This is a genomic window from Pedobacter rhodius, from assembly GCF_027213645.1.
In the GTDB taxonomy this organism is placed as follows: Bacteria; Bacteroidota; Bacteroidia; order Sphingobacteriales; family Sphingobacteriaceae; genus Pedobacter; species Pedobacter rhodius.
Window position 1 is genome coordinate 937,836 of the sequence record NZ_JAPWGL010000002.1, and the last position, 20,387, is coordinate 958,222.

Here is a 20,387-nt window from a genome sequence, read left to right on the forward strand (position 1 = left end):
AAAAATTGATATACTGCTACTTGTTTTATTCTGTATTCAGTTTAGCTTAATGCGTTTCCGTTCTTTCAGTACGCAAAATTTTTCCATTCTTTTCTTCGGTGATTTCCACAGTTAGTTTTCCATCCTTACTTTTGAGACCGTCTATCTTCAGGTGTTGTATCCGTCCATCGATAAGTTCAACATCAATTAAATTCTCCTGGTTTGATGTTATTTTTTTAACATTTTGTTTCGCTTCATAAGGTTCTATCAATGTTAAATAACTCGTTTCCTTTCCTCTTGTTCTGAAACTTACCGTTTTTCGAACCTGGTCTTCATTTCCAACCGGCGCATCTCCACCTACTGATACCAGCAAACGAGCCGCATCGAGGCCGGATAAATCAACCTTGATTAGGCCAGGTTTCTTATCATTTTGTGGTTCTGCAGGTATCGATTCCGTATACGTTACACCTGCTATCCTTACCGGGCCGCCTTTATAATCCGTATTTTTCGTTTCGACAGGAATAAGCTGCTCCGTAGAAATCTTTAACTGGTCAAGCGGAATAACCTTGCCTTTTGAGGTTATAATTTTTGCACCCGCCCAAAACAGTGTACTGTTTTTAGCATTACCGGTTTTGGTGGTCTTTAACGTTAACGTTTTTATATTTTTGACAGGAACATCTAAGTCTGCACGTCCTAAAAGCCATGTCCCCATGGAATCTTTGGCAAGTATTTGCTCATCTCCTAATACCTCATAAACCAACTTCTTATTAATGCTATAAGCCTCAGCATAATTTCCTATGCGTACTAATGCTTTTTGCGGCCAAACCTGGTAGGTATCTGTATTTAATTCGCCTGGTTCCTGAAAACCGTTGAAGCCACCACTCTCCCATCCCACGGTAGGGTCCGCAATAAGTTTGGAATGGACTTTCGCAATCCCATTAAATGAATAATTGGTCACATTGGTAATAAACTGTCCGCTACTTAACGGGTTCGTGTCAAATTTTTCATCCCGGCCGATGAGTTGCAATGATGCATCCGGCTTAGCCCCTCGCAAATGCAGCAGGTTATCAAAAGTATGGGCTTGTTTAGCTTTCAAATAATCTGCCGTAATTACATAATCATCGGTTACCAATAATAATCTTCGTTGTAAAACAGGTTCTGTGTAATCGGTTACATCCGTTGGATTGGGGTGGTTACCCGGTATAGGTACGTATGGCGCATCGGCTTTTTTAACCTGTTCTACCTGCGCATAGCCTCCAAAATACGGCGGATTACTCCATCGGACAAAGGTTTCCGCAGCGATAGCCTGCATCATTTTACCACTGTGAAAAAGCAAAGGTTTCGATTCTACCGGTTCTTGTTGTTTACCATCAACCACAACCATATTATGCGCCATTGACGGTTGAACCCACCATTTGTACATATAACTGCCGTAACCAAACCAGCTGGTTTCCGGATTCCAGAAACTTCTGCCGTACCGCATTAAAGAAACCAGGCTCAGCCGATCGAAATGGCCATGATAACTACCATGGGTACCATACTTTAATGCGGCCTGAATTTGTTCACGTGGCGCCCGGTTGTCGGTTTGCGATCGCAGTACGGCCAGCCCGGCATTATCTGAATGACCGGATTTCGTGTATAATTTGGGAGTATTTAAGGGTAATTCCGGCACGCCATAAATCAGATCCCTGCTTTTTCCCTGTTTGATAATAGCGGCATAACTGCTGTCCCTGAATGCAAAATAGGCCTTTTCAAAATCTACACCACCAACTTCGTGTTCATGCCCATCGCCCATTCCAAACATAACACTTCTGTAATCCGGGTAAATGGTAATGGCATCCCACATTCTTTTAACCGTAATGAAATTTTCCTTAACCGGTCCGAATTTCCCAAAGGCCATCCCCTGAAAATTTTCAAATTCAAAGGGCCTTAATCCAACTTTTTTTGTAAGCGGAACAGGTATTTTTTCGTTCAGAAAATCGATTCCAAATGGTCTTGCAGCTAAGCCGAGTGCCGTCATGTTTTCTGCGCAGCCCAAATTGTAACTTAACGACATTTCATACCACCAGCCATCATCCATCATCCCGTATTTCAGGTGATCTCTAATCCCGCATGGACCATCCATTAAATAATTAAAATGAGCCATGTCTTGCAAAACTAAGGCACATTGCGCAGCCGGGCAAAGGTTAAAAACACTCCAGTTCGATATGCCGCCATTCCCAAGCCCGTCTTCCACAGTGTAGATGTATAAACGAAATGTTTGCTCTACAAGTGCTTTCTGCAGATCACTCAAAACACCGGCATCTTTAATCAAATCATAGCTTCTGGCACAAGCCTCAAAAAAACCACCTTCCTGCGGAATACCCTGGTTATTGGCATGCAAAGTTTGCGGGTAAGCATCAGGGGCAGCTAAACGGGTAAGCACCAGTGCTAATTTCTCAGCATATTTCTTTTCACCGGTGAGTTTATAAGCAACTCCAACAGGCCAAAATCTTTGTTCTAAATAACTTTTATAAACCGCTTTTGAATTTTCAGCCGGAATGCCGCCGGAAGGTACTTCCGGCACCTCAAATTCATCCGCCTTACGGATATAATCGATCATTGATTTCTTTGCCCAATCGTATTTTTTGGTTTTTTCCAGTACATTTTTCCAGCCTTGTTCCTGATGAATTAAAAAGGGTCCTTCTAATTTTCTTAGGGTGATAAATTCGATTTTCTCCGTAGTACTTGTTGTTGCTGAAACGGCTTCCAGAACCTGTGTTTCCTGAGCACCTTCAGGAAAAGTTCCGGGCACTAAAACGGATACTTCCAGTTTTTTCGTTTCGCCGGCTTTTAAAGCCACAACAGAAGGATTTACGGTAGCTGGCATGCCTTCCCAACCTGTTCGCCGAAACGCTAAGTTTACCTGTTGCGTTACTTCTGAACTATTGCAGATATTTACCTCATATTTTATCGTATTACCCGGTAAACCGGCTTTTGAGCGAATTAAAGATGATAATTTAAGCGGGTTTCCTTTTACAAGTTTGATGTTTTTTAAAAGAAATTTCGCTCCCTTTAAATTCAGGTAAGCTCCGGAAAAGGAAATTGTCTTTAAAAATTTCAGAAAATAAAATTGACCACGATTATAATCAAAGCTGCTGAACGGAATATTAATAGCATGCCATCCTTTCCCCTGAACATGAATCGTCGCTTTTGACGAATCGGGCAGGTTGTGCCGACCGGCTTGTTTCGGGATGCTAATGGTGGCAATCGTTTCAAATACAGCATCACTTTCCAGGTATAAATCCATCTGGATACCATACCACTGCCGCCCGTCGATTACCCCGTCATATTCTTCCATTAAGCCTCTTGTAAACCATTTCTTACCACCATCCGGAACCTCATAGCTTACAGTACCGGGTGCTGTCAGGCTTAATTCATTACCTTTTTGTTCCGCTCCTTTCCAATTTTCGATAGCTAATTTTTTCCAGGCTTCGGTCTGTTCATAAAGGGTATTTTGAGCAAAAGCAAAACTGCTGAAAATGGATAAAAAAGCAGTTAAAACAATTTTAATTAGGATTTTATTGTCAAGCATTATAAATAAATCGAAACAGTAAGCTGGATGTAAAGGATTAGCCTTTTTATAACAATGACAATAAAATATGTCGTTGCTACTCTCCTGATTTAAAGTTTAAGCTTATTTATTAGCGGAAAAATTAATTTTTTTTAACTGTTTGATAATCTGAACTGTCTATCGAATCAGTTTAAGGGAAACTTGTATCCGGCACATTGCTTTTTATCAAAGGTAACTATACCCAGTTGGGACTAACTTTAGTTTGAAGTTTAAATCCCAATCAAAAATATATGATTATTTACAAAAATCAAGTTAGTGTACTATTTTAAAATAGATTTTTTAAATTTTTAAAATTCATTCACATTGCATAAAAACAAAATAAAATGAATTTAGAAAGAAAAAAAACAGATGAGGAATTAGAAAATGATTCTGATGAAGAATTACAAAATGAAATTGAGAATCCACTAAGTGATTTAGAAACGTTCAATTTGATGAAGGCTTTAGCAGAAAAGCAAAGGCAAGGCAAGAAAGAGTAAAGAATACAAATTTCTAATTAAATGAAAAAATCGTAACTGCCCTTGATGAAGAATCAAGGGCTTTATTAATTTGTGGAATAATCAATAAATATATCCTTAGATTTAATTAATGGAAAATTATTTATCATCTTTATTAAACTCAATAAGTCTGTAATAATATTGTTCAAGTTATTATAGGACGCTGAAATATGAGGACGATTATTTATAAAAGGATGTACCGATTCACGGTACAAAATTTCTTCATCGTTCTTGCTCAAATGAATTCCATTGTTATGGATTGTATTTCTTATAGACGATAATAATTTTAAACCATTCCATTCATCACTGTCTTTTGAAATACCTAAAAATGAAAAAAGTTTTTTCTTAATTGAATATATCCCTTTTGTAATATCTATTGTAGAATCAAATTCTAAAATGACAATTCTCAAATACCTTTCTATTATTGCAGATAAATTATATACAAATCCATTTTTATTCATTGTCAGATATGCAATAAACATCATGTCCGCATCTTTAAAAGTTTCAGTTTTGAAATGTTGAACTTGAAAGGAGTGGTTATTTACATATTGAACGTTAAAACACATATTCATTATGTTAACGCTCATGATAGCATTAATCTGGTTTAGTATATTAATTCTAACATCTTTGTCTATATCCCAAGAAGTAGTGTCTTTCAATTCCTCGATATAGTCCTTTATTTTTCCCCTAGTCGATTCAAGTAACTCGATTTGATTAAGTATTAAATCACTACGTATTTTGAAATATTCTTGTTCGGTCAAATCGTTCATATTTTAGAAATGTACGATTAAGATGTCTTATTATAACAATCTAATTATTTATTTTTACAAGGGTCTTCATCTAACACAACTGCCTCCCATGCTCCATGAGTATCCTCTTTGAATTTCTGCCAGTCATCACTGGATTTAAAATCACATTCACACCTTACTGCACCATCTGGTAACGTTTTGATGCAATCGGCACTAGACCCCATCATATAATAACATCCACCCCAAATTGAAAGAAATAATAAAAGTAAAAGTGCGCAAGATTTATAGGTTTTTTGTTGTTCTGTATTTTCCATTGCTTTATAATTAGTATTCTCTAACTGCTCTAACATTAATTACTGCACCACTTGAACCTGTAAAAGAGTTACCATATATCATGCTATAGAAATATGGGGATGATGATGGATTAAGGTCTGCACCTTCCTGACAACTCCAATATTGACTAGTATAAGAGCCAAGTAAGTTTCTGTTTTTATACATTGCTTGTAAATCAACATTCATTGGGAGACACCAATCTGAATAACCACCACCTTTATAATCTCTGGCAATTTTAGCAGCGATATTCGCATTACTGCCATAGAATGCTAAGATTTTATTTGTGTTAATTAATGCACCATTAGCACCCACTACATCAGGTTTTCCAGATTTACCAACTACAGCCCATTGACATCCACCTGTAGTCTGGTCTTGTGGCGAAACAATAGTTCCATGTTCACCTGTTTCGTTTGTTACTCTTATTATGATACCACCACCAAAGCTATCGCCTACTTTGTGTAATACAATTGGCTTAGGTTCAGGTTGTGTTTCATTAGAATTTGAATTGGATTTCTTGCAGGATATAATACCTATGAGAGCAAGAGCAAATAGAATTTTCTTCATATAAAATTGTTTAAAAAATCGAATATACGACATGTCGTACATGTTTCAAAATATGATATAAATATTTTTGTTACGATGGCGACCAAGAATCCGAGGAATAATCAAATCATAACTAGATTTGGTGATAATGTGCGAAAATATCGCAATGCCAAGGGTTTGACCATGAATGAACTTGCTGGACTTTGCGATGTAGAATTAGGTGCAATCAGTACCGTAGAAAGAGGAAAAGTCAATTGTACTATTAGTACAGCTTATGCCATCTCTAAAGCATTGGAAGTATCAATCGATAAACTTTTAGAAGAATGAATAATTATAAAATCCAATTGAATAATTTGGATACTTTTTATTTATCTTAGTTTAAGAATTACATTGAAATCATGACCTCTCAACAATTATTATTAACAATTTTAGGCTTATTTCTGGCTGTTTGTATTCCAATATTTATCTACTATCGTAAAAAATATTTCGTTGGTGGATTTCTGACAGTTGAACTACGTTTTTCAAACGGCATTGGTGAGCCGATGGGTGTAGTTAAAGAATTTATAGATGAAGACGGATATAACGTAAGAGATAAATCAATCGTTAGGTATCATTTAACTTGGCGGTATGAAATGACTGTTACAAATAATTCAGACCAACTTGTTCTTTTTCCAAAAATAAGCTACAATGTAGAGGTATTTCCTAATATTACTATGGGTGAAATTCAGGAATTAAAGCCAATTGCTAGTGGAGAATCAAGAGAAGTTGAATTGGTTTTTTTTGAAGTCAGTGATACATTGCCAGACCAAAGAAAAAGAACATCAGAAACTCCTGTCGATTTCACAGTCTTAAAGCTGTTATTAGAATATTATAATGCTCATGATGCCAAATTTTATACACTTTATGATAATGCCGATAAATCAAATAAGTCATACAAAATTCGACCAGAACTTTAAAATCCTATAGCATTTAACTTTATATACCATAAGTATGAAAATACAAACAAACGAGAAATTACACGAATTGATAGTTGATACCATTAATGCAGGAGTATGTAATGAAGCTTCGATTTTAGATTACTATTCTACTGATTTATTAAACGTGATTGCTAATGAAACTAATGGGTACGAAATTGATAAAGTGTTAAAATATATTAAGGATTATTTGGAATTTGCCAATCATAAACTCTAGGTTCACCAAACAAGTTCAATAAGTCATCCGTACCATATTTATTTTTATAATACTTTTTCTTAGCTATCTTAAATTCTTCGTTAAAATTTGGATAGTTCCAAAATTGTATATAACCATTTCTGTCACTTTTAAATTCTTTAATACTTTCCATATCTATAAATATCACCTAACATGTATAATTTTAATACTTTCAACAAATTAATAACATTTACATCTTTTATTGTTGCTAATTAGGTGTATCTCAATAAGTGTGTCTCATTAGCAGTTTCTTATTAGAGGTACTAATAATCCTTTATATTGATTTGCTTTGTTTATGAACAAAGACAATTTCAATATTATGCAACCAAATTCACATTCAGTCAGCGAAAGATTTGAATATACTTGCCCACTGTTGTTATCAACCGAACATCAATTAAATCCTTATCTCGAAATTGAATCTTTTTTCAATGGAGCAAGTTTAGGGTTTTACAGATTTGAACTACGCTCTTGGTTTAAAATTGCTATGACACCTGATTTAACAGTAGAAAATCATAGTAATACCATTTATTTCCACAACCAGTTAATTCAACTTCTTCATGCTGGATACTTAATTGTAGAAAACAATATAAAATATGCCAGTAAAACCCGTTATTCAGAAAATACAGAAAGCTTTAAGGACTGGGTGAATGATATGAGGAAAGAAAAAATTGATGAGGGTATTGGAGCAGCAAGCAGTTATGAAGTTAATTCACTATCTGAAACAGAAATGGAAAATCCTTTTCTCTACCTCAAAAAGATTTTGACATTTAGCCGCATTTCCGAAATCCGATATGGCTTACAGGAATGGATTTATTGCTCATTTAACGATAACAGTAGCATAGCTACAATGGATGCAGAGCATGTGTTCGGTTTATTTGAAGATATCGAAAAACTTTTAGAATTGCTTTTTCATTTGTTGGTTGGTGATGAAAACTAAGAAAATTACTTCTCAATTTTGTTTCTCATAGGAAAAATGATACTAAATACAATTGACATTAAAATAAATGAATAAAATAAAATGAGTGATTCTTTAATAGTCAATATATCGTTATAGAACACATAATTTAATAAATTAATTAAAAATATAAGCGTATAAATATTAATGAGGGCTTGCGCTGATACTGTATATATTTCTTTGTCATCTAACTGCCTTTTCATAGCAATGCCGAACACTAATAATGTTATAAAATAGTTTACACAATATATAAGTGTACTAAAACTTGTTGTGAGTAATAGGAGTTTTAGTAAATCTGTTCTTTCAAACAAATCTTTAAAATTTATAAAACAATAAACAATGCCAGGTGCAATGCAATACACAATAGAACTTGCTAAAAAAATTGCTTTGAAAAACGGTATTTCTAATAACCAGTGTCCTGTTTTCATAGAAGTAATATGGGAGTTTATTTTGTACCTATAAAAATACCATTTAAAAAATCTATATATCAACCTATTTTTTAAGCTATTAACAAAAATAGTTTAAAATAAATTAGGTATTTAATGGGACAAATGGTATATTTGTATATGAACAAATTCAACTCTCTTATTCAGCTTTTCGATTACTTTAAAGATGATGAAACTTGTGAAAAGTATTTAGGTGCTAAACGCTGGGGCGATACTATTACTTGCCCACACTGTGGTAGTGCTAAGAAAGCATATGTAACCAACAGAGGTTATAAATGTTCAGATAAAGACTGTCATAAAAAGTTCACTGTTAAAACCAAAACCATATACGAAAACACTAAGATTGGATTAAGATTATGGTTTGGTGCTTTATATCTCGTAACTGCACATAAGAAAGGAATTAGTTCATTACAGCTTGCAAGAGATTTAGATGTGTCTCAAAAGACAGCATGGTTTATGTTGCACCGTATTAGAGAAATGTTGAATGACCAAGACCCTTCATTAATGCAGGGAACTGTAGAAGTTGATGAAACTTATGTTGGTGGCAAAAATAAGAATAGACATGCTCACAAAAAGATAGATTCAACACAGGGAAGAAGTGCAAAAGATAAAACACCAGTAGTTGGTATGATTGAACGTAATGGTAAAGTTAAAACCTTCGTGGTTCAAGATACCAATTCTGACACCTTACACAATATTGTTAAAAGTAATATCGATGCTAATGTAACTCTTATTACTGATGCCTATCGGTCATACAATGGTTTGGGTACTGTGTGCAATCACATTACTGTTAAACACACGGAAAATAACTATAAAACAGAAGGCGATAAGCATACCAACAACATTGAAGGGTTTTGGAGTTTGTTTAAGCGTGGTCTTGTGGGTACTTACCATTACATGTCACCAAAACACCTTCAACGATACATGGATGAAACGAGTTATCGTTATAACACAAGAAAAGTTGCAGATTCTAATAGATTTGAGATGGCTATTTTAAAATGTGATACACCTAGAATTACATATCGAAAACTTACTGAAAAAGAGCGAACTAGCTAAAACTGGTTAAGCAAGCTAATTATGGAAAGGCTTAGTTAGAGATAATTATTCAACAGTAAGTGTGTGGAAAACTTGATTTTTCATCATGCGAAGTTATCAATAATGTTTTTTAGATTTACAACAGTATTGTTACATAATATATAAAAATATTTTCGCATGGGAGATTTATTAAAACAAATCAATTTAGACAAGTGGTATGGAGTTACATTATACTTAGGGATGTTATGCTGCGCTGCTCCTTTTTTCAAAACGATTGATTTTTTAAATTCAAAACATCTGTTTGGGTTAGGTATTGGATTAGTGGTGATTAGTGTCGCTAATTTTAAGGCGTTATGTTATGTACAAGAATTTATCCCAGGAGGGTTCATGCAATGGCAAGAAATTATTCACACCCCATTCACAAAAATATTGTTATTCATTGGGTCTTTATTAACACTGCTATTTTTATTTCTTTTAGTTAAGGGCTTGATATAGTTTAAGGAAAAGAATCTTTCAAATTGATTTTTCTCAATTAAGCGTTATCTTTATATAATGAAAAAGAATAAGGATAAACCATCAAAGGTTAAGGAATCAAAGCCAAGAGCAAATAAGTATGAAGAAAAGGTATCTTTTGACGGCACTTTTGATGAATTATTGAATCTTTCTGTTCAACCTAAGAAAGAAAAACGGATAGATGGGAAAAGTTGATTTCAATAAGAAATTCGAAGATAAAACTTTAAAAGGTGGTTTTTGGGCTGTTATAGTTGTCGTACTTGTAATTATCATACTATTATCCATAGTTACAACAATTAAAATCTATAATGGTGACCATGTTAAACTATTTGGATTAGAATATAATATTCCAAAACCACAACTTGATACCACGATTAAAGATATACCTACATCAAAGGATGTACCGTCTGTCAAGGATAAGCCAAACCCGAAAATGGCATCATCGACAAATTTTCATTCAAGAGAAAAAATTAAACCATCTGTTAAATATAATATTACTGCACCAGTAACAAATAGTGCAATTGGAGATAATGCAGTAACGAACAATTACAATGGAGTTAAGCAACGTCACTTAGACGAAGAAACTTACAAGAGTATTATGCGCCAAATTGACGAACTTTATATAAAATATCCTGATTATGACACTACGAAAATTGATGTGGTAATACATCAAGATGAAGAGTCTGGGATTTTAGGTGATGAGTTAGTACGAAACTTAAAATTAAATGGATTTCAAGTTATTACTCATCCTTCCATATCATCTAATTTTACCAATAATTTCACTATTTTAAAAGGGTGGAGCAATTACCCGTTAATATGGGTAGAAAAAGCAAAAAATGGGAATCACTAATCTTGTCCCAACTGGGTATAGTTACCTTATCAAATTATGCAGCAAAAACTGAAGAACCCAGGTTAAGCGTTCTTAAAACCTGAATGGCTCTATATACATGATTGATAACAGATTGGTATCTTATACCGGTTATTTCAGCAATCTGATTGTATTCCATATCCTCATAAAATCGCATATAGATGATTTCTTTCTGCTTTGACGGAAGTGTATTTATTGCTTTGTAAATAAGTTGTTTAAGCGCCAGTTCTTTTTCTTCAAAAATAATCAGTTCTTCTCCAGAAAACTGGAAATCGGGTTCCGGTAAGACATCGAGTTTATCCTGTTTTAATTTCGCACTTTTAATATGATTCAGCACAATAGAACGCGTAGATTTGATGAAATAGGCTTTAACATTTTGAAGCGGACCAATTTTGGTCTTTCTTTCCCAGAATCTGACAAAAAGATCCTGCAAAAGATCATCGCTCAGGTCTTCATCCTTTAATATTTTACAGGCATAGTTAAATAAAACAGGGTACAGTGTGCGGTGTAATATGGCATAAGATTTTTGATCTCCGCTGCAGCTTCTGTCCCAAAGGATGTTAAGTTCTTCAACCCGGTTCATAAGATATTCATATTTGGTTGATACGAATATGGGTTGTTCGGCAAAAACAGAGGGGTATAAAATCGTAAAGAAAGAGTGTATTTTCAACAAGCTATACTAACCGAGGCTTTTGGGCATTCCACAAATCATTTATTGAAACAGGGAAAGAAAATTTCCTATTTAATTTTAAACCGATTGTTAAAAGATTTGCGGTGCTTTTTTATAAATTCAGAAGGGTTGAGTTTAAAGAGCTTTAAGAACTGCTTACCAAAATATTTCGGATCGTTAAAACCACAGCGGAAGGCCGCTTCATTTACATTACAGTCAGAGTTAATCATAAGTTCTGCTGCCTTACGCAGCCTTATAAACCGGATAAAAGCGTTTACAGATTGACCGGAAATTGATTTTACACGTTTGTAAAGGTTACTATGGCTCATGCCGATTTCGGCTACCAGCGATTTTATACCAAAATCAGGGTCGTTAAGGTGTTCTTCAACTATAAGGATACATTTATCGAGGAATTTTTTATAATCCTCAGAAATTACAATTGAATTTTTCTGAAGTGTAATTTCATTATAGAAATAGTTCTGCAGATTATTCCTGTTTTTGAGCAGGTTTTCTACCCTGGCAATTAAATAGTCCTTTTCGAAAGGTTTATTGATGTAATCATCTGCCCCGCCTTTTAAACTTTTTATTTTAAGTTCATTTGATGAACTGGCGGTTAATAAAATAATGGGTATATAAGATAAGGTAGGGTCACTTTTAATTTTTTCACAAAGTTCAATGCCGTCCAATTGCTGCATCCTGTAATCTGTAATAATTAAATCAGGCATCTTTTCAAATGCCATATCCAATCCCGATTCTCCATCCTCTGCTTCGTAAATCGTATAGCTTAACTTAAACACGCTCCTGATGTAACCTCTGATTTCAGCCTCATCATCTACAATTAATATCGATTTTTTTTCACTTATAATAGATTCTTCTTCGAGCAATTGCTCCGAAAAGTTTGGTCCAGGATTAAAATCATCAGTAATAAGTTCGTTCAACAGTTTTGACTCTGTATTGGGCAGAACTTCAGCTATCCCTTTTAAATGTGAAGTACCTTTTAATAGTTTTAAACTAAAAGTTGTACCGGCATTAACCTTGCTTGTATAAGTTAAGGTTGCCGAATGTGCTTCGGCGAATTGCCGGGCCAGGTACAAACCAATTCCAAAACCGGGTTTAGCCGAGCCATTTTTATTTTCTGCCTGGTAAAATCGCTGAAATATCTGTTCTCCTTCGCTCCCGGCAATCCCCGGTCCGGTATCTTCAACAAATATCGATATGAATGATTCTTCTTCGCTAACCATTAATTTTACCGTTCCGAATGCCGGTGTGTATTTAAGCGCATTAGAAAGCAGGTTAAAAAGTATAATCTCCAGTTTTTCCCGGTCGGCAAAAACAAACAATTCCTGCTCTTCCGAGATCAACTTAAAATTGATGTTTTTTGATACTGCTTGCTGCGTAAAACACAGGTAAACTTCCTCGCAGATATTAACAACATTCAGCTTAGACGGGTTGATGCGATCAGACCCCTGATCAACCTTTCTGAACAGCAATAGCTGATCAACCAGGCTCAGCATTCTTCTGGCATTTCTGTGGATGATGTTTAGTTCCGGTTTATCCTCATTGGATTGCCGGCTTGTGCGCTCCATTAAATCTTTAACCGGATTAATGATTAAAGTAAGCGGCGAACGGAATTCATGCGATATATTGGTAAAAAAGCTAAGCCTTTTTTCGTTCAGCTCTTTTTCTTTTTCGTTAATTACCTTTTCTTTTTCGTGCTCTGCCTTCTCTTTTTCATGCAAGGCCGCTGCCGTTTCGTATTCTGCTTTTTTCCTTTTCGATTCTAAATTAATCAGCTGCACTTCATATTTAAGTTTATTTTGCTTGTTTTTATACTGCAGGTAAATGTAAATCATACCTATAAAACACAGCGTATAAACCAGGTATGCCCACCAGGTTCGGTACCAGGGCGGTAAAACAATAATATTTAAGACCAACTCATTTTTGTTCCAGATACCATCAGCATTGGTAGACTGAACCCTGAAAACATAGGAACCTTCATCAACATGAGTATACACCGCAGTTCTGTTTTTTCCTGCCTTATTCCAATCTCTATCCCAACCCTCCAAAAAATAAGCATAAGAAATCTTATTGGCGGCAGAATATTCCAGTGCCGTAAATTCAAAGGAGAATATGGCATCTTTATAGGGAACTTTTAATTGCTTCACCATGCCATCCGATTCCTTTTTTACATAATCGTGACTGATTTCAATCGGAAGATTATTGATAGATACGCCTGTAAGCTGCAGACTGGGAAAGTTATTGATTGGAAAAATAGCCAGAGGATCGAAAATATTTAATCCCTTAATTCCTCCGAATGCAAACTCCCCGCTTTTGAGCTTTAGTCCTGCATTAATCTGGAACTGGTTGCTTTGCAACCCGTCGCTTTGATAAAAATTTTCGAAAGACTTTGTAACCGGATTAAATTTAGATATTCCGTTATAGGTACTCAGCCAGATATTTCCGCCTTTGTCTTCGAGAATGGACAGCACCGCATTGTTGGAAAGGCCATCTTCGGTGGTATAGCGTGCTGATACCTTCCCCGTCTTCCGGTCGAACAGCAATAAACCGCCACCCTCCGTACCGACCCAGAAATTCCCTTTGGTATCTTCCAGTATGTTGCGTAAGGTGTAACCGATATCAAAGAATTTATGGTTCTTCGTTTTTTTATCAATCAGCACTAGCTGACTGAGGTTTCCACCCCAAAAATCACCTTTCGAATCTTCATACAGATCAAAAAGGTCAGAAAGACGGGTATCAAAAAGTTCAAACTGATCAAGCGATGGATTGAACCGATACAAAGCACCTAATATACTACCCCGCCTTAACGTAGAGGCCCATAAGGTTTGATTTTGATCTTTATGAAGTACGAATACAACCTTATTTTCGATCCTTGTACCTGGGTTTATGCATTTGTACCTTTTAAATTTGTTCAGCTTCGGATCATAAAGATTAATTCCTGAACTGAATGTGGCCAGCCAAAACCGGCCTTTAGCATCTTGCTGAATTGAAGTAATGTAATTTGACGATATAGATTGCGGATTGTCGGCTCTATTTCTGAAATTAATACGTTTATTTGTTTTTCTGTCCCAAATATCCAGACCCGAATATTCTGTACCAATCCATAGCCTGTTATTTTCATCCTCAAATATGGATGAAATGGCTTCCGAATTCTCTCCTTTGAGGGAAATGTTACTAAAGCCTTTCTTATTCGGATCGACTACCCCCACTCCTCTTAACGAAGTACCTATCCATTTTCTGGCATTTTTATCAATATAAATGGCGTAAATAACACCAATTGGCAATTGCCTGTTCGCATCAAGTGCTACGCTAATAAATGTATCTTTACGAATATCGAACAATAAAACACCGCTGTCTGGGGTGCCTAGCCATACATTTTTAGCTTGATCGATACCCATACTCAAAATCCCTCCTGTGTAGCTACTGCCGTTTTTCCCGGTTAACCGCGTAATCTGTTTGTCGATTACATTATACTTATAAAGTCCGTTTACCGTTCCAAGCCAGATATTATCGCCATCAAGCTCCATACAATCGGTAAGAGGCAGGTTATCATTCACCACCATCAGTTTCATCGATCGGTAATCGAGTTTGCAGAGTCCTAAGTTTTGAATAAGCGCCCATAAGGTTCCGTCTTTAGCGAATCGGATAGACTGAACACCATAGTGCTTGGTTTCCTTTCCTGAAATTATAAGCGCTATCGGCTCGGCTACAAAAGTGTTAGGCTTACAATAAAACAATCCACGCTCTTCCGCTCCGATAAATACCTTTCCAGTACGGTCTGTTCCAATGTCTTTAATCACATAATTTAAGGGAACAGGCTTACTGCTTTCTACTGTACGGCACTGAATGGTCGTAAAGCTTCCGTAAAGTCCGTTATAAACACTAACGCCACGTCGGGTACCAATCCAAAGCCTATGATGAGCGTCTTCCCTAATTACAGAAATAATATTATGTGTAACGGAATGTGGATTCTTAATCTGGTTTCTAAAAACCTTGAAACCATAACCATCATAACGGTTCAATCCATCTCTGGTACCAAACCAGAGAAAACCTTTATGATCCTGATAAATGCTTCTTACCTGATTATTCGAAAGTCCGTTTTCGATACCCAGATAAGAAACTATCGGTTTCGTTTGGGAAACCGAACGGCTTGTAAACAGGAAGCTTAGGATCAGGAACAGCAGGACTCTCACAAGGGATATTTATTTAATCTCAAAATATAAACATTTTTTAAGTACTGCAAACAGAAAATTTCTGTTGCTTTATAATATGCTTCTTAAAGTCCATCTTAGCATGGCGAATTCCATAAATTAATTATCGTGCTTAAATGATTTTAAAATTCTATTGTTGTATGATAGTTGGGTCTTCACAGAAATAAAATACCATGATGCTTTACAGATTTAAGATTTAATGAACATGAATTATTTTAATGTTTATGGCTACATTTTTGCCATTAATAATAAGCTTGCTACCCAGCTGTGAGGAAAAACTCTGAGAACTCGTTAGCCATACCGCCCAGGCGCGTTTAACCTCGGAAAACATATCAGGATTATTATAGATAACTGAAGCTTTTCGGTGCAGATCCCTGGAGTGGAGTGAAATCCTGATTTCTTTTTCAAGAGATGTAAAATCTTCTTTTGAAACCCTGTAGAAATTCATCAATTCCCTATTTGTATCATTGATTACCTCTACCTGCGAGGGTTGTTTAGCAAGAATACTGCTGCACCTCCAATAAAAGGCTCACAGTAGAGTATGTGAGAAAAAACACCATGATTCTTTACGAACTTGTCTTTAATCTTATAAGATATAGAGGGAAATGCGCAGATTACATAGGCAATGAGGGATCTGGCTATAAGAGCTATCCCCCAAGTGTTACTAACTAATGATTTTATTTCATAAAATTAGTATTAGTTACAATCTACTTTTTCGTATTTCCGGATCCAAAGCACTTAATCTTCCTAATTCATGGATGCCAAATTCTGGTTGATAGATTGTATGGAAAAAAGGGAGAAAAACACTTTTCTTTGAAAGTAAAAGGTCTGGTCGACGAAGACCAAGGCTCGCGGATAAACAGTGGATTCGTTAATTCCAAATGCCTGCATGGTAAAAGCTCTTTATAAACAATAATTAACGACCAAACGGTTCATCTTTGTTCGGTATATCTTCATTGAAGAAATCATTCATGCTTAAATTGAAAATATTTAAAACATAAAACAACATACTTATTGTTATATCAGCTGTTCCCTCCTCATATTTACGATATTGAGAGCAGTCTAAGTTATTCTCCTGCGCAAATTTATTTAAGTCGGTAAAACCTTTTGCCATTCGCAGGTCTTTGAGCTTTAAACCTAATTTATGTAGTTCTTCCTGATCGCTTATCTGACTATTGCTTTTCATATTAATTTATTTGTTGATTGTTGTATGTAATAAAATAAATAGATAAACGCTTTTTAAAATATATCCAATAATAGATTATTTCACTTCAATTAAAAATTCATCTGAAAAGTCGCTATTATACACCTTAAAGCCAACAGGCCATGGCACTTCAACCAAATCTCCTATAAATGATATAAACAGCAATTTAAATCGCCCGAAGTTAATATTTTTAAGACAAATAACCAGATAAGCACTATCGCTCTGCATGATAACTTCTTGTATATAGGTTGCCCAATGGTTTTTTATTTTTAAAGAAATATGGTCAAAATTTTGAGCGTCAATAAAAGAACCTATTTCGAATAACCTTTTCTGATTTAAACTGTTAGGTATAGTTGATAGCCAGGCATTGTTGACTTTTTGAAGACGGCCAATCAGGTATCCTCCTGATAATACATGCCAGCCCTCGCTTTCCAGATAATTAACCAATTGATAAGTTTCAACCGCCTTTCCCTGTCCAATTACATAATTCAATATGACTTTCATGGTCAAAGTGGGAAGTTCCTTTCTGTATTTATCTAAACCTTGCATTATTTTTTACCTGTTTTTACAACAAAACTTATCTATCATTTTTAATTTAAATTCATTCCATGATGGGGTTAGCGTGAATGGGCAATTTTGCAAACTGCTTAACCTCAATGCTTGGAGAGCCAAAGTCTTCAGCAACCATGCCGGATATTAGGTAACAGCCATGGCCACGAAATGGATAAGCTGGTGTCGTATTCGGAAAATGCGTCGTATCAAAAAAATTGCCTTCTGCATCGAGGAAAGTTCCGAACCACATCTTTTTATTATTTTTAGTGTGAACCGTTTTTTCACAAACGTACCAGCCCACCATTTTAACCATCCGTCCGGTGTGAGGTTTAAGCGATTTAGCGCTTACTTCTCCCCTATAATTCGTTTTCAGCATATCGAACATCGACATCGAAAGGCAATAGCCTAAAAGTTCGAGTTCATGGTACGCGTGTTCCAAATCGGTATCGACCAGCTGGGGCATGGAATAGTTTTTCTTCTCCATTACAAAAAGTTCTGTGTGGTTAGCCGGCTGAGCTTTTTGTCCCATTAAAAGATGAACTTCCCACAACAGCTCCTTTTTACTTTTACCAGTAAAACGTAATGCACCTACACGAATAAGAATAACTACCTGCTCCAAGCCAATACCTGTTCTTTTAATCAGGTCTTCGGCAGACAAATAATTTCCATTTTCAAAACGTTCTTCTACAATCCGTTCCATTAATTTGTTTTCGAGGCCCAACACGCCGATAAAACCGAGATAGGCATCTGCACCTTTAATGGAAACTACGGTCAAACTATTGTTCACGCAAGGCAGGTGCACTTTTGCGCCGGCCTTTTGAAGTTCATGAACATACAACCACCTCGTGTAGAAACCGCCGTAATTATTGAGAACCGCGACCATAAATTCTTTAGGAAAATAGGTCTTTAAAAAGAGACTTTGGTAACTTTCCACGGCAAAACTTGCGGAATGGGCCTTAGAAAAACTATAACCTGCAAAGCTCGATACTTGTCGCCATACTTCGGCTATGGTTTCTTCCGGCCGCCCGAGCTTTCTGGCTTCACTAAAAAATTTCTCCACCAGCCTGTCGAATTCCGCTTTGGAACGGTATTTCCCACTCATGCCCCTGCGAAGGATATCCGCATCCGTACCATCCATTCCTGCAAAGTGAATGCAAATCTTAATCACATCTTCCTGGTAGACCATCACACCATACGTTTCGCCCAGCAGTTCTTCCATTACCGGATGCAGGTAAACAACTTTAGAAGGATCGTGATGGTAACGTATATAGGCCGGCATCATACCCGAACTGGCTACCCCGGGCCTGATGATGGAACTTGCGGCAACAAGTACCAAATAATTATCACAGCTTAACTTAGTTAACAACTGCCTCATTGCCGGAGATTCAATGTAAAAGCAACCAATGGTATCCCCTATTTTGAGTTTGTTATTCAATTCCGGATCTTTCATGAATTTTTTAACCTGGTGAATGTCTACTTTTTTCCCCAGGTTATCTTCCACCAGTCTTACGGCTTCCTTGATGTGCCCGATGCCTCTTTGAGAGAGCACATCATATTTATCGAAGCCTATTTTTTCTGCTTCATACATATCCCATTGCACGGTAGGCATGCCTTTTGGCGGCAAATCAAGCGCCGTGTAGTAGGTTATTGGTTCTTCGGAAATTAACACCCCGCCTGCGTGTATGCTGCGCTGGTTAGGCATGTTCTGCAGCATGGCATAAATGGCCGTAATTTTTTTAAAAGTTGCATTGTCGCGGTTAAGTGCGGATCGGGATGGGTCAGTATACCCATCAATTTCGGCTTTCGGCAAGCCCATTACCTTGCTAATTTCCCGGATGACCGAGCGATCTTTAAAGGTAGACATCGCACCGAGTAAAGCGGTATGGGCTGCACCGTAGCGCTTAAAGATGTAGTCCTGTACATCTTCCCGTTCATCCCAACTGAAATCCAGATCAAAATCAGGCGGTGAAGTACGCTGTGCATTTAGAAAGCGCTCAAAGTAAAGGTCCAGTTCAATTGGGTCGACATCCGTTATGCGTAAACAATAGGCCACGGTACTATTGGCGCCCGAACCCCTGCCCACATGGTAATAACCACGGGATGATGCATAACGGATAATATCCCAGGTGATGAGAAAGTAAGCGCAGAAATCCAGTTCAAAGATGACCTTCAATTCCTGCTTCACTTTTTTTAGCGCCCCCTTATTGCTTTTCCCGTAGCGATATTCAACACCACCGATGGCCAGTTTTTCCAGCAGCTCTCTATCATCTTTTTTACTTCCTGTAAAAGTCTTTCGATTTAAGTTTACCCTGCTACCGGCATATTCATCCATCGAGCAGCTATCCAATAAGGCCCGACTGTTGTCTAAGATGAAAGCAAATTTCGAAAATTTAGCTTCAAGAAAGCCCGGTTCCTGGAAACAATCGTTTGCTAAACACCTATCTTCTTTCTCCACCTTGGTCAGGAGGGTATTTAAATCAATTGCCCGCAGGTACTCATGTAAACGATATTCAATTTTACCGGCAACAAATACGGGTTGCAAAACAACAAGTTTTTGTTTAAGCACTTCTACGTTTTTATTATACAGGGAATGAAGTTCCTCGTAGCGAATACCAATATATTCATTTGCTTTAAGCGGATTTGCATAGCCAAAAGGATAAATGATATAACTGTGTTGCATTGAAGGTGCCTCATCAGGTAATACTTCCTTATTAAGATTATGAAAACTCAACAGTTCGTTCAGTTCCCTCATGCCCTCTTTATTTTTGGCAATTCCAATGTATAACAATCGTTTTTCCTTACGAAACTCCAGACCACCGATTGGCTTTATACCCGCTTCCCTGCATGCTCGTATAAATTCCATTACGCCGGTTGAATTGTTAATGTCTGTCAGCACCATTTGGGTCACACCCCTGCAAGCGGCTTCTTCAATGAGTTTAGAAACAGATAGTGTACCATACCGGAGGCTATATTGAGAATGCACGTTCAAATACAT

General features: G+C 36.5%; 20 protein-coding genes. 8 read left to right on the forward strand and 12 right to left on the reverse strand.

Annotation, left to right across the window (positions count from 1 at the left end; translation table 11 throughout):
* Positions 1 to 46: 46 nt before the first annotated feature.
* Positions 47 to 3,553 carry a heparinase II/III family protein gene (locus O0931_RS09255; RefSeq protein WP_269415279.1) on the reverse strand — a complete coding sequence of 1,169 codons (3,507 nt, stop codon included), beginning with the start codon at positions 3,551 to 3,553 and terminating at the stop codon, positions 47 to 49.
* A gap of 362 nt (positions 3,554 to 3,915) precedes the next feature.
* Between O0931_RS09255 and O0931_RS09260 the strand changes: the two genes are divergently transcribed.
* On the forward strand, positions 3,916 to 4,068 hold the full coding sequence (locus tag O0931_RS09260) for a hypothetical protein (protein WP_269415280.1): 153 nt from the start codon (positions 3,916 to 3,918) through the stop codon (positions 4,066 to 4,068).
* A 65-nt stretch (positions 4,069 to 4,133) separates the two neighbouring features.
* Here the strand turns inward: O0931_RS09260 and O0931_RS09265 are convergent, their stop codons facing one another.
* From O0931_RS09265 to O0931_RS09275, 3 genes are read right to left on the reverse strand one after another with little or no spacing between them, the layout of a single operon-like run.
* Complete coding sequence (locus tag O0931_RS09265) at positions 4,134 to 4,847, reverse strand: hypothetical protein (protein ID WP_269415281.1); 714 nt, start codon at positions 4,845 to 4,847, stop codon at positions 4,134 to 4,136.
* Positions 4,848 to 4,900: 53 nt separating this feature from the next.
* The gene (locus tag O0931_RS09270) at positions 4,901 to 5,149 is read right to left on the reverse strand and encodes a hypothetical protein (RefSeq protein ID WP_269415282.1); all 249 of its coding nucleotides are present in this window, start codon (positions 5,147 to 5,149) and stop codon (positions 4,901 to 4,903) included.
* 10 nt (positions 5,150 to 5,159) lie between these two features.
* Positions 5,160 to 5,732, reverse strand: a complete 573-nt coding sequence (locus tag O0931_RS09275; protein ID WP_269415283.1) for a hypothetical protein — start codon at positions 5,730 to 5,732, stop codon at positions 5,160 to 5,162.
* Between the two features lie 75 nt (positions 5,733 to 5,807).
* Between O0931_RS09275 and O0931_RS09280 the strand changes: the two genes are divergently transcribed.
* Both O0931_RS09280 and O0931_RS09285 read left to right on the forward strand, forming a co-directional pair.
* Positions 5,808 to 6,038 (forward strand): helix-turn-helix domain-containing protein, encoded by a 231-nt coding sequence (locus O0931_RS09280; RefSeq protein WP_269415440.1) that lies wholly within the window; start codon positions 5,808 to 5,810, stop codon positions 6,036 to 6,038.
* Positions 6,039 to 6,109: 71 nt separating this feature from the next.
* Complete coding sequence (locus O0931_RS09285) at positions 6,110 to 6,667, forward strand: hypothetical protein (RefSeq protein ID WP_269415284.1); 558 nt, start codon at positions 6,110 to 6,112, stop codon at positions 6,665 to 6,667.
* Positions 6,668 to 6,864: 197 nt separating this feature from the next.
* Here O0931_RS09285 and O0931_RS09290 read toward each other — a convergent pair whose 3' ends face one another.
* Positions 6,865 to 7,053 carry a hypothetical protein gene (locus O0931_RS09290; RefSeq protein ID WP_269415285.1) on the reverse strand — a complete coding sequence of 63 codons (189 nt, stop codon included), beginning with the start codon at positions 7,051 to 7,053 and terminating at the stop codon, positions 6,865 to 6,867.
* A 162-nt stretch (positions 7,054 to 7,215) separates the two neighbouring features.
* On the opposite strand from O0931_RS09290, the gene O0931_RS09295 reads away from it, so the two are divergent.
* Positions 7,216 to 7,857 (forward strand): hypothetical protein, encoded by a 642-nt coding sequence (locus O0931_RS09295; RefSeq protein WP_269415286.1) that lies wholly within the window; start codon positions 7,216 to 7,218, stop codon positions 7,855 to 7,857.
* A gap of 5 nt (positions 7,858 to 7,862) precedes the next feature.
* On the opposite strand, the gene O0931_RS09300 is transcribed toward O0931_RS09295, so the two are convergent.
* On the reverse strand, positions 7,863 to 8,303 hold the full coding sequence (locus O0931_RS09300) for a hypothetical protein (RefSeq protein WP_269415287.1): 441 nt from the start codon (positions 8,301 to 8,303) through the stop codon (positions 7,863 to 7,865).
* A 114-nt stretch (positions 8,304 to 8,417) separates the two neighbouring features.
* Here O0931_RS09300 and O0931_RS09305 point away from each other — a divergent pair, with 114 nt between their 5' ends.
* From O0931_RS09305 to O0931_RS09320, 4 genes are all read left to right on the forward strand, one after another.
* Positions 8,418 to 9,377, forward strand: coding sequence for an IS1595 family transposase (locus O0931_RS09305; protein WP_269415288.1), 960 nt, complete (start codon positions 8,418 to 8,420; stop codon positions 9,375 to 9,377).
* Between the two features lie 156 nt (positions 9,378 to 9,533).
* Positions 9,534 to 9,851 carry a hypothetical protein gene (locus O0931_RS09310; protein ID WP_269415289.1) on the forward strand — a complete coding sequence of 106 codons (318 nt, stop codon included), beginning with the start codon at positions 9,534 to 9,536 and terminating at the stop codon, positions 9,849 to 9,851.
* A gap of 57 nt (positions 9,852 to 9,908) precedes the next feature.
* Positions 9,909 to 10,064, forward strand: coding sequence for a hypothetical protein (locus O0931_RS09315; protein ID WP_269415290.1), 156 nt, complete (start codon positions 9,909 to 9,911; stop codon positions 10,062 to 10,064).
* Positions 10,051 to 10,719, forward strand: a complete 669-nt coding sequence (locus tag O0931_RS09320; protein ID WP_269415291.1) for a hypothetical protein — start codon at positions 10,051 to 10,053, stop codon at positions 10,717 to 10,719. The genes O0931_RS09315 and O0931_RS09320 overlap by 14 nt, the downstream gene beginning before the upstream one ends.
* Before the next feature lie 34 nt (positions 10,720 to 10,753).
* Here O0931_RS09320 and O0931_RS09325 read toward each other — a convergent pair whose 3' ends face one another.
* The 6 genes from O0931_RS09325 to dnaE all read right to left on the reverse strand — a co-directional run bounded on the left by O0931_RS09325 (position 10,754) and on the right by dnaE (position 20,387).
* Entirely contained in the window at positions 10,754 to 11,407 is a 654-nt protein-coding gene (locus O0931_RS09325; protein ID WP_269415292.1) for an RNA polymerase sigma factor, read from the reverse strand.
* 68 nt (positions 11,408 to 11,475) lie between these two features.
* Positions 11,476 to 15,618 carry a hybrid sensor histidine kinase/response regulator transcription factor gene (locus O0931_RS09330; RefSeq protein WP_269415293.1) on the reverse strand — a complete coding sequence of 1,381 codons (4,143 nt, stop codon included), beginning with the start codon at positions 15,616 to 15,618 and terminating at the stop codon, positions 11,476 to 11,478.
* 214 nt (positions 15,619 to 15,832) lie between these two features.
* Positions 15,833 to 16,084 carry a hypothetical protein gene (locus tag O0931_RS09335; RefSeq protein ID WP_269415294.1) on the reverse strand — a complete coding sequence of 84 codons (252 nt, stop codon included), beginning with the start codon at positions 16,082 to 16,084 and terminating at the stop codon, positions 15,833 to 15,835.
* A gap of 468 nt (positions 16,085 to 16,552) precedes the next feature.
* The gene (locus O0931_RS09340; protein ID WP_269415295.1) at positions 16,553 to 16,822 is read right to left on the reverse strand and encodes a helix-turn-helix domain-containing protein; all 270 of its coding nucleotides are present in this window, start codon (positions 16,820 to 16,822) and stop codon (positions 16,553 to 16,555) included.
* A 75-nt stretch (positions 16,823 to 16,897) separates the two neighbouring features.
* Positions 16,898 to 17,389, reverse strand: coding sequence for a hypothetical protein (locus tag O0931_RS09345; protein ID WP_269415296.1), 492 nt, complete (start codon positions 17,387 to 17,389; stop codon positions 16,898 to 16,900).
* Positions 17,390 to 17,441: 52 nt separating this feature from the next.
* Entirely contained in the window at positions 17,442 to 20,387 is a 2,946-nt protein-coding gene (dnaE, locus tag O0931_RS09350; RefSeq protein ID WP_269415297.1) for a DNA polymerase III subunit alpha, read from the reverse strand.